General features: G+C 33.2%; 11 protein-coding genes. 8 read left to right on the top strand and 3 right to left on the bottom strand.

The window, feature by feature from the left end; translation table 11 throughout:
* The first annotated feature begins 44 nt into the window (after nucleotides 1-44).
* The 8 genes from ACJJVO_RS15980 (at nucleotide 45) to ACJJVO_RS15945 (ending at nucleotide 6,952) form a co-directional block, all read left to right on the top strand.
* Nucleotides 45-656 carry a hypothetical protein gene (locus ACJJVO_RS15980; protein ID WP_405575916.1) on the top strand — a complete coding sequence of 204 codons (612 nt, stop codon included), beginning with the start codon at nucleotides 45-47 and terminating at the stop codon, nucleotides 654-656.
* A 43-nt stretch (nucleotides 657-699) separates the two neighbouring features.
* Complete coding sequence (locus ACJJVO_RS15975) at nucleotides 700-993, top strand: winged helix-turn-helix domain-containing protein (protein WP_405575915.1); 294 nt, start codon at nucleotides 700-702, stop codon at nucleotides 991-993.
* Between the two features lie 80 nt (nucleotides 994-1,073).
* A complete protein-coding gene (locus ACJJVO_RS15970) occupies nucleotides 1,074-2,459 on the top strand; it encodes a DUF4173 domain-containing protein (protein WP_405575913.1) in 1,386 nt (461 codons plus the stop codon).
* A gap of 351 nt (nucleotides 2,460-2,810) precedes the next feature.
* Nucleotides 2,811-3,308, top strand: coding sequence for a Coq4 family protein (locus ACJJVO_RS15965; RefSeq protein WP_405575912.1), 498 nt, complete (start codon nucleotides 2,811-2,813; stop codon nucleotides 3,306-3,308).
* Nucleotides 3,305-3,919 (top strand): vancomycin high temperature exclusion protein, encoded by a 615-nt coding sequence (locus tag ACJJVO_RS15960; protein WP_405575910.1) that lies wholly within the window; start codon nucleotides 3,305-3,307, stop codon nucleotides 3,917-3,919. The genes ACJJVO_RS15965 and ACJJVO_RS15960 overlap by 4 nt, the downstream gene beginning before the upstream one ends.
* The gene (locus ACJJVO_RS15955; RefSeq protein WP_405575908.1) at nucleotides 3,916-4,344 is read left to right on the top strand and encodes a DUF2809 domain-containing protein; all 429 of its coding nucleotides are present in this window, start codon (nucleotides 3,916-3,918) and stop codon (nucleotides 4,342-4,344) included. The genes ACJJVO_RS15960 and ACJJVO_RS15955 overlap by 4 nt, the downstream gene beginning before the upstream one ends.
* Nucleotides 4,332-4,997: a DUF1361 domain-containing protein gene (locus ACJJVO_RS15950; protein ID WP_405575907.1), complete on the top strand. Its 666-nt coding sequence runs from the start codon at nucleotides 4,332-4,334 to the stop codon at nucleotides 4,995-4,997. The genes ACJJVO_RS15955 and ACJJVO_RS15950 overlap by 13 nt, the downstream gene beginning before the upstream one ends.
* Nucleotides 4,998-5,065: 68 nt before the next feature.
* On the top strand, nucleotides 5,066-6,952 hold the full coding sequence (locus ACJJVO_RS15945) for a redoxin domain-containing protein (RefSeq protein ID WP_405575905.1): 1,887 nt from the start codon (nucleotides 5,066-5,068) through the stop codon (nucleotides 6,950-6,952).
* Between the two features lie 84 nt (nucleotides 6,953-7,036).
* On the opposite strand, the gene ACJJVO_RS15940 is transcribed toward ACJJVO_RS15945, so the two are convergent.
* The 3 genes from ACJJVO_RS15940 to ACJJVO_RS15930 form a co-directional block, all read right to left on the bottom strand.
* Nucleotides 7,037-7,831 carry an SDR family NAD(P)-dependent oxidoreductase gene (locus ACJJVO_RS15940; protein WP_405575903.1) on the bottom strand — a complete coding sequence of 265 codons (795 nt, stop codon included), beginning with the start codon at nucleotides 7,829-7,831 and terminating at the stop codon, nucleotides 7,037-7,039.
* Nucleotides 7,821-9,023 (bottom strand): NAD(P)-dependent oxidoreductase, encoded by a 1,203-nt coding sequence (locus ACJJVO_RS15935; RefSeq protein WP_405575901.1) that lies wholly within the window; start codon nucleotides 9,021-9,023, stop codon nucleotides 7,821-7,823. The genes ACJJVO_RS15940 and ACJJVO_RS15935 overlap by 11 nt, the downstream gene beginning before the upstream one ends.
* Before the next feature lie 166 nt (nucleotides 9,024-9,189).
* On the bottom strand, nucleotides 9,190-15,000 hold the full coding sequence (locus tag ACJJVO_RS15930; RefSeq protein ID WP_405575899.1) for a LamG-like jellyroll fold domain-containing protein: 5,811 nt from the start codon (nucleotides 14,998-15,000) through the stop codon (nucleotides 9,190-9,192).
* Nucleotides 15,001-15,353 lie beyond the last annotated feature (353 nt).

The raw sequence follows: 15,353 nt of genomic DNA, 5'->3' as shown, positions 1-15,353 counted from the left end.
AACCGAATATTTTATTTTACTTTGTATTTCAAAGTACTTTAAATATGAGCGACAAGGATTACTTAAAAGACATCAGTGAGATTAAAAATCTTATGAATAAATCTTCTCGATTTATTTCCCTGAGCGGATTATCTGGAATTCTAGCTGGCATTTATGCTTTAATTGGTGCGGCAATAGCCTATTGGCTTGTTATTTCTTACAGTGGTGGCAAATTATATATATTTCACGGTTGGGTATTTTGGACGAGCATGTTTGTACTTTTTATGATTGCTTTGTTAAGCGCCTTAACTGGCATAATACTTACAACAAGAAAGGCTAAAAAAAATGGTGAAAAAATATGGGACAATTCATCAAGACGTCTCTTATTTAATTTTTTAATCCCATTAGTGGCTGGTGGTTTGTATACCTTAATCATATTAGACCAAGGCAGATATGGACAAACAGGAGCACTAATGCTTATTTTTTACGGTTTAGCTTTAGTTAATGCTTCAAAATATAGCATCGGAGATATAAAGTACTTAGGATTTGCTGAAATTGTTTTAGGTTTGTTTGCTGCATATTATCCAGGTTACGGTTTCTGGTTATGGGTTGTAGGTTTTGGATTATTGCACATCATTTATGGTACTTGGATGCATTTTAAATATGACACTAAATGAGACGTTTTTTACCAATACACAAAAAATTACTATATACTGAGATTTGAATATAATTACCAACATAAATAAACTTTTTGATCATAGAATAAGACTCGGCATTATGTCAGTGCTTATGGTAAATGAGTATGCAGATTTTAATATGCTAAAAGAGTTATTAGGCGCAACAGATGGTAATTTAGCAAGCCATACCAAAGCGTTAGAAAAAGCAGAGTATATTTTAGTTGAAAAACAATTTATTGGAAGAAAGCCAAACACAAGATATAGTGTTACAAAACTTGGTAAAGTAGAATTTAAAAAACACATTGAAGCGCTTGAAAAATTAATACGAAAAACCTAATTGGTTGACTACTCTATGTAAGTCAGCTATTTTTTTAAACATTTACTTTGAAAAACAAAGTACTTTTAAATAAACAAAACATGAAAAAACCAGCATTATTTATCGCAGCTCTTTTATTTAGTACCTTCTTCTACGATCAATCCATTGGACTTAACCTATTTTTATTCAGTATTCTTACTGTTGTGATTCTTTTTATTAATAATCAATCACACTTTAAAAATCGAAAAACCCAAATCTATAGTATCGCTTATCTAATTACAGGATTAACAATGTTTTTTCATAGTTCTACCCTTTCCATAATTGCCAATTTAGTCGCTTTCTTTACCTTAATTGGTCATCTTTCTGAAACGAAATCTTCTATATATGTCCATTGGCTAAATGGCATTTACACCACTATCGCTGGTTTTTTTCATCGCAACTTTGCATTACCAAAAACCGAAACAGAGAAAGAAGAAAAAATACAAATTGATTATCTTCATTGGGCTAAAATTATTTTAATTCCTACAGTAATAGTTATTGCTTTCGTCGCACTATACAAAGATGGAAATCCCGTATTTAGTAACATTATAGAGGCCATCGATTTTGGATTTATAAACATTCAATGGTTGTTAGTTGCAGGTTTGGGATATTATTTATTCAACAATATTTATAATCCCATTGAAGTAGAACCTGCTACTGAACTCGATTTACAAACCAGTAACACCTTACTTAAAACTGAAGCCTTTTCAATTTCAAAATTAAAACAAGAAAACCAACTTGGTGTGATACTCATTGCGTTACTAAATGCTTTAATTGTATTATATCTTATTACAGATATCACTTTTTTAGTATCACAAGAAGACCTAAGAGCTTCAGCCTACTCTGCCCAAGTACATAACGGAATTAACGCCTTAATTGCTTCTATTGTAATTGCGATAATGATTTTACTTTATGTTTTTAGAGGCAACTTAAATTTTTACAAAGACAACAAATCACTTAAGCGTTTAGCTTTTACTTGGATTATCTTAAATATTCTTTTGGTTTTAAGTATCGTTTTTAAAAACAGTCAGTATATCTACTATTTTGGTCTCACTTACAAGCGTATTGGTGTTATCGTTTACCTTCTACTTGCCACTATCGGACTTGTCACCACGCTTTTAAAAATAAATAGCGCAAAAAACAATTGGTATTTGTTTAGAATAAACACGCAAGCTGCATTTATAATTCTTATTATTTCTAGTACTATTAATTGGGATTATCATATTACCAACTACAACTTTAATTATGCGAAATCTATGGATTTCAACTATTTGTATAACCTTTCTAATAACAACACTTTATTACTAAATGAGCAGATAGCAACTACAACTTTAGATGACAATTCTGTTCAACTCATTAAAAATAAATACAATAAATACGTCTATAAATTAAGAACAAATAATTGGCAAGAATTACAATACGATAATTTTAAACTAAACACAAAATAAGATGGCAGCACTTATAATTTTTGTGTGTCTTGTTGCTGGTGGATTTACTTTTATTATCCTAAGATTAAGCGTGACTTGTGTATTCTGGTTTTCTAAAAAACCGAATGATAAACCGTACGTTTTTAAAACACATTTCCCATACTACATCATAGTTTTATTCGGGTTATGTAGCGCGTTAATTATTACTCTAGATTTCGCATATTTCGCCATTTATTATGCAATAAGCACCTACTTCCTAGCACTATTAATTTGGAACTTTAAATTGAAGCATTGTAAAAGAAAATATACCACTATCAAAAACATCACAAAACCTCATCATCCCGAATTACCATGAACAACCTATTTAAAATTTTGAAACAAAAACGAAAGGATCTCATCATTTGGATGTTTGAACATTCGCAACGTATTTATACTTCTTTATTTAAAAATCATGAACCTTGGAAGATTACAAAAGCCGATTTACTAAATCTACCAGAACCTACTTTTGGCAGACACTTAGGTGATTTTTTAGATGAAAATAATTTTGAATTATTACCCAAAGTAGAGCGCCACGATTGCTACCATGTGCTTTGTGGCTATAGCACAAAAGTTGAAGATGAAATTGCACTGCAATGTCTTTGTTTTGGTAACGGTAAACGTAGTCCTTATTTATATGGAGCTATTGTACTTGGTGTTTCTATTCTTCCAGATTATTACAAATATTATTACAAGTCTTTTAAAACAGGAAAAGCGGCAAATGCATTTTATCATTTCGATTATCAAAAATTATTAACCGTTCCCATATCGGACTTTAGGAAAGCTATTTTTTCAAAACATGAATTATTAAATCTCAACCTCGCTGCTGCATGAAAAAACTAAAACTATTAATCCTTTCAGGACTGCTCATTGTGTTTGGAGTAGTCACCACGTTCTATTGGGTAGCTTACAAAGCCAAAGGATTTAATTATGATAACATAGATAACATTCCTAAAAACAAAGTTGGGCTTGTTCTTGGAGCAAGCAAACTTGCGCCAAGCGGAAACATAAATATGTTCTATAAACACCGAGTAGATGCTGCTGTAGCATTATATAAAGCTGGGAAGATAGATTACATTTTAGTGAGTGGAGATAATAGTAGAAAAGACTATGATGAGCCCACTGATTTCAAAAACGATTTAATTGCAAATGGTGTTCCTGAAGCGTGTATCTTTTCCGATTATGCAGGTTTTAGAACCTTAGATTCTATTGTGAGAGCTAAGGAAATATTTGGACAGAATGATATCACTATTATTTCGCAAAAGTTCCATAATGAACGTGCTATTTATATTGCCCAACATTTTGGCATTAATGCCATTGCGTTTAATGCTAAAGATGTTTATAAACATCCTAAAAGAGAATATTTAGCAAGAGCAAAAGCCAGTTTAGATTTACTATTTAATATTGAACCCAAATTTTTAGGAGACAAAATTGCCATAAAATGAACAAATCACATCTTACCATGAAGCTACAATTCAATAAATATTATTTGGCCTTAGCACACAGCTTGTTTTTAGTAGAATTAGCAATCGCCTTTATACTTAATACAGGATTTATTCGCTACACGTTTGGCGATTATCTAGTCGTTATTTTACTATATGCAATTATTAGAGGATGCACCAATTTGAGTGTTTGGGCCTCTAGTTTGGTCGTCCTCTTAATTGCTTTTGGTATTGAGTTTTTACAACTTACTCCATTCTTAAGCTATTTTAATTTACAAGACAGTTTTACAGCAAAATTAATCTTTGGTAGCACTTTTCAGTTTACAGATTTAATTGCTTATACCTTGGGAATTGCAACCGTTTTAATTGTAGAAACCTCAATTTCAAAATTTGAATCACAACAAAAAACCACATTATGGAAACCATAAAAAAAGCCATTCAATCACAATTTAAAACGCTATCATTAATCACAGTAGCATTAACGTTTAGTGCCATTTTACTCATGGTACGCATAAAATTGAACAAGTCCTTTTTCTATCTATTCTTAATCTGGAATGTATTTTTAGCCATTATACCTTTTGCGATCACTATGTATCTCAGCTCAAAACAAAATATCAGCACATTTAAGCTCGTCGTTTGGTTAATAATCTGGTTGGCTTTTTTACCCAATGCTCCATATATTGTAACAGACCTTATTCATATTAGAATAGGAAATGATTCACTTTTATGGCTCGATATTTTAGTGGTCTTATCCTTTGCCTTGAGCGGATTATTCTTGTTTTATTTATCAATTATAGATATGCAAAATCTTGTAAAATCTAAATTTGAAAAAATTCCTATTGCAACACTAACATTTAGTATTCTCTTTTTATGTGGCTTTGGAGTTTATTTAGGCCGTTTTTTGCGTTATAATTCTTGGGAAATCATTAGTAATCCACAAGTCTTAATTTCTGATGTTTTTAATATCCTAATTTCACCGTTTCAACACTATGAAGCTTGGTTGTTTACCATTGGCTTTGGAACTTTTTTAGCAGTTGGCTTTTGGCTATTTAGAAATTTGAAAACATTACAAAACCTATAACTATTTTAGTCTAATTTATCAATCTATTCTTTATACCTTTAAGCTGATAATTATAAACATTAGTTTTTATGAAAAAAATAGCACTATACTCCTTACTCTGTTTATTCCTTTTTTCAGCTTGTAAAAATGAAGAAAAAGCAGCACCTCAGCTTATTGAAATTGGAGACTTTAGTTTTTCTTCTAAAACGGTTGAAGCTAACACACCTTTCCAGATTACATATAATGGTACTGGAGAATTAGATGATAGTTTTTTCTACCAAATAAGTCATTCTAAATCTTATCCTTTTGATTTAGATTTTAATAACAATAAAGCAACGATTACTGTGCCAGATAGTATTTCGGCTGTAGCCTTTAACTTTAAAGTTGGTGATGACTATGCGAATAACAACAAAGAAGGTTTCCTTTTTTCTGTAGTGAATAGCGATAAAAAAATGGCTATAGATGTTGAAGCTTCAAAACAAAATTACATTATAAATTATGGCGAAAATTTTGGTATGGAAGGCAATCCAAAAAATGCATTAAATGCCGTAGAAAACGCATTAGAAAAAAATCCGGAATTAAAAAAAGAATGGATAGACAGACATATTTACTTAGCGAGACAAGTAGATGCAAAAACAGCCAAAGATGTTAGCTACATGTACCTTTCTAAGTTTAGTACTAAAAAAGCGGAAACATTAGAAGATTACAAAACCCTATCAAGTGTTTATGTTGGCATGCGAGATTCTAAAAAGAGTGATAGTATCCTTAAAATAGCTGTAGAAAAATTTCCTGATAGCGATTTAGCGTTGCGCTCTGTAATCAATACTTTTTTTGAAACAAAAGAGCTCAGTGCATTAGAAACTATTTTTAATCAGCATAAAGACAAATTATTAAAATCGCAATATGCGAGCTTTGTTATTGAAACATTAGCTAATGCAAATTACAAAAAAGGTAACATTGAAGCTTTTGAAGATTATTTAAATCTACAAAACAATAAAACAGATAAGGCTTCACTTTATAACGCTATTGCTTGGCCTAAAGCTGAAAAAGGGGAAGATATTGAAGCCGCTATAGCCCTATCAAAAAAGTCTTTAGAACTCATTAAAGCTGAACAAAAAGCACCACAAAATAAGCCACCATATTATACACCCAAACAATACGAGAAAAGTTTAGAGAGTACATATAACATGTATGCAGATACTTATGCATTATTAGCTTTTAAAAATGGTGATGTTAAAGAAGCTATAAATTATCAAAAAATAGCAATAGGCCAAGGTGAAAGTCCAGAAATGAATGAACGTTATATTCAATTTTTAAAGGCAGACAATCAACATAATAACATCGTTGAAGAAGCTTCAGAATTTATAAAAGAAGGGCAAAGTACAGCAAACATAAAAGCTAACTTCATAGAGGCCATTCAAAAAACGGACAACTCAAAAAATCCAAAAACATTGTTAGCTGAGCTTGAAGCTAAAGCGAAAGAAAAAGAATTTAATCGCATTAGAAAAACACTCATAGATGAAAAAGCACCAGATTTTACTGTAAAGAGTTTAAATAGTGATGTAGTCACTTTATCTGATTTAAAAGGAAAGACAGTTGTTTTAGATTTTTGGGCAACTTGGTGTGGACCTTGTATAGCATCATTTCCTGGTATGCAAAAAGTAGTTACAAAATACAAAGACGATGATAGTGTTGTATTTTTATTTGTTGATACGTTTGAAAGCGGTAAAGACCGTATTGAAAAAGTATCTAAATTTATAGAAGACAATGCATACAGTTTTAACGTGTTAATTGATCCTATAAATGAGGATAATGATAAATATGATGTAGCAAGTGCATATAAAGTTTCTGGCATACCAACAAAGGTAATTATTGGTCCTGGTGGCAGAATTAATTTTAAATCTGTTGGTTTTAGTGGTTCTGCAGAAAAAATAGTAAGCGAAATTGATACTATAGTAGAACTTTTGAAAAACTAAAAAATAATCTAAAAACTAAAAAGAGGAATATCAATTAAGATATTCCTCTTTTTAATTTAAAGTATATTCTGATCATTAAAGTCACTAAGACTCGCGATTCTTTTCCTGAATTTTACGAACAATTTTGGTCGCTCTATTTCTGGTTAACATTCTTGGTAATATGGACAAAAACTTATTAAAAGTACCAGGAATTGCCACAACCCTTCCATTTTGCATGGCTTTATAACCATAAGCCGCGACATCTTTAGCAGATGCCATATTAAAAGAAATCTTATTCTCTTTGGCATCTTGAGAAACCGTACTTTGAAAAGACGTTTTTGTTGGTCCAGGACATAAAGCAGTAACTGTAACACCTGTGCCTTTTAACTCATTTGCAATCGCTTGCGAAAAGGATAAAATATAAGATTTTGATGCATAATATAAAGCCATCATGGGTCCTGGTTGAAAAGCAGCTAACGAAGATAAATTTAAAATTTTTCCATAACCACGATCTACCATACTCGGTAAAAACAACTTTACTAAATGCGTTGTGGTTAACACATGGAGATTTAACATTTGAGATTGACGCTCCCAAGCTGTATCGTTAAAAGTACCAAACAATCCAAAACCTGCATTGTTTATAATAATATCAATTGGTGTATCCTTTAATTCCTCATAGATTTCTTGTGAAATATTTACCAAACTCAAATCTTTTCTCATTAAGATAATATTGGTATCATAGGTCTTTAAAATATCGCTTTTTGCAGTCTCTAATTTTTCTAAATCTATATCTATTAACACTAGTTTACAAGCATCTTTAGCTAATAAAAGTGCCAATTCAAATCCTAATCCAGATGCTGCTCCAGTTACTAATGCTGTTTTAGTGGTATTATTTTCCATCTATATAATCTTGTAAATAACTAAATCGTTTGGTTAATTTCCCATTTTCAGTCATCTTAGCTCGTTTTAAGATTTCTCTTTCATCATTATTAAAAAATGCTGGGATAACGTGTTCCAAAAATGTTTCACCAAAACCTTCACTAGCATCTTTTGGTAATTCACATGGTAAATTATCTACAGCCATTACAGTTATTGCGCCTTCGTCATCGTAAGCCACTTCTTTTTCAGTATGAGGATCATAACCATAAAAAGGATCTTCAATAGTTGAAGGTCTAATTGTACTTGCCACAGGACCATCAATATCGCAAGAAATATCTGCAACTAAATTAATTCTAAAATCAGGATGCTTCGCATCTTCTCTAGTAAATAAATATGGTGCATTATTACCGTAAAAATGACCAGCTATAAAATAATCAGTTTCTTTGGCGTAAGGCATAAAATTACTTTCGTAACCAGATGGATCTTTGTAAAACTTAAAGCGGTCACCTACTTTTCCATCAGTTCGTTTGGCATATTCCATTACATCTGCCATAACATAGACAGGCTCTGTAAATTGAGATGTTAAATACAAGGCATCACTAATTTGTTTAATCCCTAAATGATCTAAAATCTCTTTGGCTCCATGTGCTACTTTCCCAGTTCCAGAAAGTAAAATCTTTATATTAGGAATGGTAATTTTATCTAATTCTGCTTTTACTTCGTTTAAATCTGCAAGGGTCTCAACTTTTGGTAAATTGAATAAACCATCTCGCAATCCTAAAGCTCTAAAACCATTATACGCACCAACCAAACCTGCATAACGTCCAAAACCAATTAAACGTGCTCCTGATTTTTTAACGATAGTCTCATGATCAAACATTTCTATGTTTTTCTCCAACATTGCTACCAACAACTTTCTATTGTAGGGTTGTTTTTTAATGGTATGTGAGAAGTAGAAATATTTTTTATTCGGAATTAAATTTTCAATCGGTACTTCTTTAACTCCAATCATAACATCGGCATGAGAGACATCATCTAATACTTCAAAACCTAATTTCCTGTAAGCTTCGTCTGGAAAAATTCTAATATCCGAAGACTCAACTATAAATGTTGCTTCTGGAAATTGGGTTCTAGCTTCTGCTAAATGTTCAGGAGAAAATACCACACGTCTATCTGGTGGATTTTTACGTTCTTTAATGATGGCGAATGTCATGGTAATGGAATTATCATTCCCTAAAAAGTGGGATTATTATAGTTTTTACGAAAATAGTGTGATTTAAATTATTTGTCAATTTAAACCACAACTATTTGAGAATTCCATTTTTTTAGTATTGAATATGAAACGTTTGTAATTTTAAAACGCAGGTAATATTATCTACTCAATTAATAATTATTTTTTGTGTTTTTTGTTTTGAACTATTTTTAAGATTAACTACATACACACCATCATTTAACGAAGTAACATGTATTCTATTTTCTAACACAGCAGCATCAAGAGACTTAGACAATACTTTTCTGCCTTGCATATCATAAACCTCAACTACAGTATTATTTTGAATACGTCCGTTTATAAGGACATCTTTAGTACGCTTTTCATAGAATATATTTATAGCATCAAAATTATTGTCTGCAACAGACAATGCTTCTTCTGTGGTTCGCAAAAAGAAACGGCCAGTTCCTGAAAGATCGGTTGATGGCGTTATAGTATAATCGCTATTATTAAGTAATGTAGATGTGTTAGTTAAAACATCATCTAAAAACACGTTTACCGTTGCTGGTAATGTAGTTTCCGAAATGCTAAATGTAATTTGCTCACCTTGATTAGTATGTACACCTAAAGAAATAGAAACATCAGATAAGTTGGTTGTATTTAAGGCTTGTAACGCTACTGGTTTCCCTGTATTGTCTTGTACTAAGTGAGAATAAATACTAAACTCTGGCACTACGGATCCCCAAAGATCAGCATCGTAACCTTTATCTAAACCTTCACTTGCATTAGCATTAAAATAGACATCTGTACTGTATGTGTTTGTATTTGAACTTAAATCTATTGTAAGATACATTAGTTCTAAGACCGCATTACGTCCAGCAATAAAATCGTCTGAAGTCCCAATGGTTTGCATTGCTGTGGTAAACTCTAAATTATATACTGACTCATATGTGGCATCTGCAGTAACAAAAAAGCCTTGACCTGGTGCTATAACAGTAGATACTGTTGTATTGGCTAAGTTGTAAATGGTCCATTTGTTTTCTGTATTAGCATTATAACCATAAATTGCCGCAGATGCATTAGTAAAAAGATCTAAGTTTGAAATACCAGCATCTACCTCGTGGTTTAAAAACGCATGTACATTAATGTAAGAGGGATACGGATTACCGACTAAATTCCATTGAGCAAACGTCGCAGGCGTATTCATAATATTGACGCTAACGTCTGTTGGCATTGTCCCTGAAAACATTAAGGTTTCTCCTGTATCCGTTGCAACTCTATATCCTGAACCACTGCTTAATATTGCTGTAGTATTAACATCATAATTCTCATAATCTCCTGTTGTTTTATCAAAAGGCGCAAAGGCATAAATGGCTGGTGTTCCGCCATTATCTAATAACGTTGTGGCATTTTCTGGACTTAAAAAATCACTCCATGTTTCACCAGATAATGGTGATGAGATTAGGTCGTTACCAAGACTATTAGAATTAACGAAACGGTTATAGTTTATAGTACCAGACACATTACCAGATGCTCCAATTAATAAACTTGAATAACTAGTTGAAGTAGAGTTTAATGTAATATCTGTAGCTGTTAAGGCGGCATCTAAGGTAAGCGATGCACCAGCTTCAACCGTAACTGTGTTAGCAGATGTATTAGAATTAATAGCAGCATTACCAGATGTAACAATAATATCATCTAAAGCTGTAGCCAAACCACTTGGATTATTTGGTGACCAAACATCATTGTTAAACGTGTAAGTTATACTACAAACAATATTTACTATTTGTTCTAATGTTGATTGGTTTCCATTGGTATCTGTAGCAGTCCAAGTAACTATAGTTTCTCCTTCAGGATATGTACCTGATGCATCAGAAGTTCCATTAAAATCATTGGTTAATGTTACAGAAGCTACAGGCGATGTTGATGGAACCCAAACCGTATTTATGTCCATATTGATTAAGGCACCATCGTATGAATTACTTGATTCATCATTTACGACACTACTTCCTATTCCATCATCAAATTTATAATAGGCTACTAAACCTGATTCAGAATCAGATATATTTGCATTGAATGAATTTGTTATTTGCGTTTGGGTTCTTGCAGTATTCCATATACGCACCTCATCCATAACACCACTATAATAATTATCTGATAAAAGTGCCTGACCTCCTATTAAACTATTTGTATTAGAATAAGGATAAGTATCTAAGCCAACAGCCTCAACTACTCCATCAACATATAATGAAAGCTCCCCTGAGATTTCTCTTACCATAGCAACATGATGCCATTGATTATCTAAAAGATTAGTCGTTCCTTCTATATTAACATAACTTCCTTTAAAGAACACTAGATTTCCTCCATTTGCAGCAGTATCAATATAAAAGACAGATCGATAGGCGTATAACTCATTCCATCCATATTGATTAAATAATATAGTGTAGGCGCTTTTTGGAGTCGTTTTCACCCACATTTCAACAGTATGCGCCTGACTACCATTAGATGGTGATAATAATGGACTTCCTAGGTTTATATAATCATTCACGCCATCAAAATCTAAAGCCGTATTTACGGAACAATTATCCGAAACTAAAGGTGAAGTAATTGTTACATTGGTATCACAAGAAGTTATATTAGCATCAGTTGGGTCAGAAAACGTAATAGATGGAGCTTCAGTATCTCCTGCATTTATAGTTTGTTGTAAAGTGCTTGTATTACCATTAGCATCTGTAGCTGTCCAAGTAATTGTAGTTTCTCCATCAGGATATGTACTTGATGCATCAGAAGTTCCTGTAATATCATTAGTAAGACTCACCATAGTTATAGGTGCTACAGAGGTTACCCAATCTGTATTTGAATCCATGTTAGTTAAAACTCCATCATTACCATTACTAGATTTATCAATCAACACAGAACTTCCTGTTCCTTCTTCAAAATCGTAATAAGCTACTAAACCAGGTTCAGAGCCAGATAGTATGTTATAATTAGAATTTGATATTTCTGTTTCTGACAAAACTCTATTCCATATTCGAACTTCATCTATTTGTCCAGTAAAAGGTTCGTCTTGCCCATCCGTGGAAGCAGGATGAGCTATTCTTAAATTTTGACCACCATTGGTAGGTGAAACTAACAACACGCTGCTGCCCAATAAAGAACCATCTTGGAATAATTTAACCATTTTTGTAGCATTATCAAAACTAGCTGCTACATGAGTCCAAGAGTTTGGAGTATCATTTATTTCTAATGCATAACCACTGATTGTCGTCCCATTTTGAACATAGAAATACAAAGTATAATTTCCATTTTGCCAATTTCTTCTAATTCCAAAATCAAAATTAGTATTAGCATCAAAAACAGCACCTTTGCTAACAATAGATCGGTAACCTTCATTAGCTATATAAATTGGTTTAATCCATGCTTCTAATGTTAAATCTGTTAAAAATGGAAAGTTAGAGATACTAACATAGTCATCAACTCCATCAAAATCTAAAGCTGTATTTTCTGCACAATTATCAGACACTAAAGGAGAAGAAATCGTTACGTTGGTATCACAAGAAGTTATACTGGCATCAGTTGGGTTAGAAAACGTAATAGATGGAGCTTCAGTATCTCCTGCATTTATAGTTTGTTGTAACGTACTTACATTACCATTAGCATCTGTAGCTGTCCAAGTAATTGTTGTTTCTCCTTCAGGATATGTACCTGATGCATCAGAAGTACTAGTAATATCATTAGTAAGACTCGACATAGTTATAGGTGCTGCAGAGGTTACCCAATCTGTATTTGAATCCATGTTAGTTAAAAGCCCGTCATTACCATTACTAGATTTATCAATCAATACAGAACTTCCTGTTCCTTCTTCAAAATCATAGTATGCTGCTAAACCAGATTCTGTTCCTTCTAAAATCTTATTGTAGCCAGAAGTGATTTCGGATGGCTTAAGTGCCTTATTCCATATGCTTAATTCATCTATTTGTCCGTTAAAAAACTCATAAGCACCTACATTAATATCTTCTCCGATAGCTAAATTTATTGTCGATGTTGGAATAGAAGTAAATGTAGTGTTACCTGAATTCACTTCGATACCATTAACATACAATTTAAGTACACCATTATTAAAAGTACCTGCCACATGATTCCATGAATTTAAATTCAACACATTTGAACTAATTACTGCTCCACCATCTGTACCAGTAAATACTAATCTTAAACCTCTACCATTTGCTAAATAAGTCGGATTTGAACCGTCATAAGTGTCGAAAACAAATTCACCAGAATTGTTACCACTAGCTGAGTATTGAGTTAAAATTCTAGAATACTGGTTAGCTCTTGGATAAATCCAAGCTTGTACAGAAAATTCTGTTGTAAAAGCTAAAGATGCACTGTAAGGAATGGTAACTCTATCATTAGTTCCATCAAAATCTAAAGTAGTATTTATTGTACAATTTTCTACAATTACAGGTGAAGGCACTATAACTTCAGTTGCACAAGAATCTATCAACGCATCTGAAGGATTAGAAAATGATAGAATAGGTGCTGTGGTATCGTCAATTATTATATTTTGTAATTGCGTTAAGGTATTACCAACACCATCATTGTAAGTCCAGGTTACAATTGTTGTGCCTTGTGTTGTTATTGGGAAGACAACATCTGCGGTTGCTGTAATTGTTCCACTGTTTGCTGCAGGTGCTGTTGGTGTAGCTTCACATTGTGATGTAACATCCGGTAAATTAGTTTGATCAGGGACAATAGCTGGCGGCTCCTTTTCAAAAAAGTAGGCAGAGCCTGAACTATTACCATTATCATCATTACCATTAGCACCAACAATGACATAATCGCCATGAATAGCAACGGAATAGCCAAATTGATCACTAGCAGCAGCATCAGACGCCGTGAGTTTCTCTTCTTCTGCCCAACTGTTTCCTGAACGCACAAAAATATACGCTGAACCTGAAGAATTGCCAGCATCGTCATTACCAAAAGCTCCAACAATGGCATAATCGCCAGCTATAGAAACAGAATTGCCAAAAATATCAATAGCCGCAGCATCAGATGCTGTAAGTTTTACTTGTTCTGTCCAACTACTTCCTGAACGCACAAAGATATAGGCTGAACCTGAAGAGGAACCAGCATCGTCATTACCAAAAGCCCCAACAATGGCATAATCTCCAGCTATAGAAACAGAAGATCCAAATTGATCTCCTCCAGCAGTATCGAATGCTATGAGTTCTTCTTGTTCTGTCCAAGTACTTCCAGAACGCACAAAAATATAGGCTGAACCTGAATTATTACCTGCATCATCATTACCATAAGCGCCAACAATGGCATAATCACCATCTATAGCAACCGAATAACCAAATCTATCACCAGCAGTAGCATCGGACGCCGTGAGTTTTGCTTGTTCTGTCCAACTACCTCCTAAACGTACAAAGATATATGTTGAACCTGAAGAGCCACCAGCATCGTCATTATCATTAGCTCCAACAATGGCATAATCGCCATCTATAGAAACAGAAGATCCAAATTGATCACCAGCAGCAGCATCGGATGCCATGAGTATCTCTTGTTCTGTCCAACTGTTTCCAGAACGCTCAAAGATATATGCGGAACCTGAAGAGCCACCAGCGTCGCTATTAGCATAAGCTCCAACAATGGCATAATCGCCATCAATAGCAACAGTAGTGCCAAATTGATCACCAGCAGCAGCATCGGACGCCGTGAGTTTTGTTTGTGCTGTCCAATTGTTTCCCGAACGCACAAAGATATAGGCTGAACCTGAAGAGCCACCGGCATCGTCATTAAGATTAGCGCCAACAATGGCATAATCACCATCAATTGCAACTGAATAGCCAAAATAGTCACCAGTGCCTGCATCAGAGGCTGTGGCATTTATGATTTCGTTCCAGTTTTGAGCATTAAGGGTTAGATAGATTGTAGATACGATTAGAGAGAGTGAAAGTAGTATTTGTTTTTTCATTTTGGCTATTGGTTGGTTTGCAAAAGACACTTTATATGTAAACGCATAATATACAATGCATTAAAAACAAATAAAATACTCAAATTGAGTATTTTATTATAAAAACATATTGAGCTTATTAACGTTTTGTTTGACTGTAGTTTTTTTAAACTCTAGTAGAGGTTTGTGTTTTAAATACAATGAGTAAGCACAGATACTGACACAATTTCTGCAAACACATAGAAAACAAGATTGGTATGGCATTTGCATTAGTATTTTTAGTAATTTTGCAGACCTTGAAATTCTATTACTGTTTCTTGGTTTGACGCGTTAGGGATTGTAGTGGCATCCTTTTGCTTTTTTTAGCAAAAGAT

It is taken from the genome of Winogradskyella sp. Asnod2-B02-A (genome assembly GCF_045063645.1).
Classification (GTDB): domain Bacteria; phylum Bacteroidota; class Bacteroidia; order Flavobacteriales; family Flavobacteriaceae; genus Winogradskyella.
This window is presented reverse-complemented; position numbering and strand designations above follow the sequence as displayed.

Coding starts and splice junctions, on each gene's coding strand:
- ACJJVO_RS15980 (WP_405575916.1), top strand. CDS start 45: ATGAGCGACAAGGATTACTTAAAAGACATCAGTGAGATTAAAAATCTT.
- ACJJVO_RS15970 (WP_405575913.1), top strand. CDS start 1,074: ATGAAAAAACCAGCATTATTTATCGCAGCTCTTTTATTTAGTACCTTC.
- ACJJVO_RS15960 (WP_405575910.1), top strand. CDS start 3,305: ATGAAAAAACTAAAACTATTAATCCTTTCAGGACTGCTCATTGTGTTT.
- ACJJVO_RS15955 (WP_405575908.1), top strand. CDS start 3,916: ATGAACAAATCACATCTTACCATGAAGCTACAATTCAATAAATATTAT.
- ACJJVO_RS15950 (WP_405575907.1), top strand. CDS start 4,332: ATGGAAACCATAAAAAAAGCCATTCAATCACAATTTAAAACGCTATCA.
- ACJJVO_RS15945 (WP_405575905.1), top strand. CDS start 5,066: ATGAAAAAAATAGCACTATACTCCTTACTCTGTTTATTCCTTTTTTCA.
- ACJJVO_RS15940 (WP_405575903.1), bottom strand. CDS start 7,831: ATGGAAAATAATACCACTAAAACAGCATTAGTAACTGGAGCAGCATCT.
- ACJJVO_RS15935 (WP_405575901.1), bottom strand. CDS start 9,023: ATGACATTCGCCATCATTAAAGAACGTAAAAATCCACCAGATAGACGT.
- ACJJVO_RS15930 (WP_405575899.1), bottom strand. CDS start 15,000: ATGAAAAAACAAATACTACTTTCACTCTCTCTAATCGTATCTACAATC.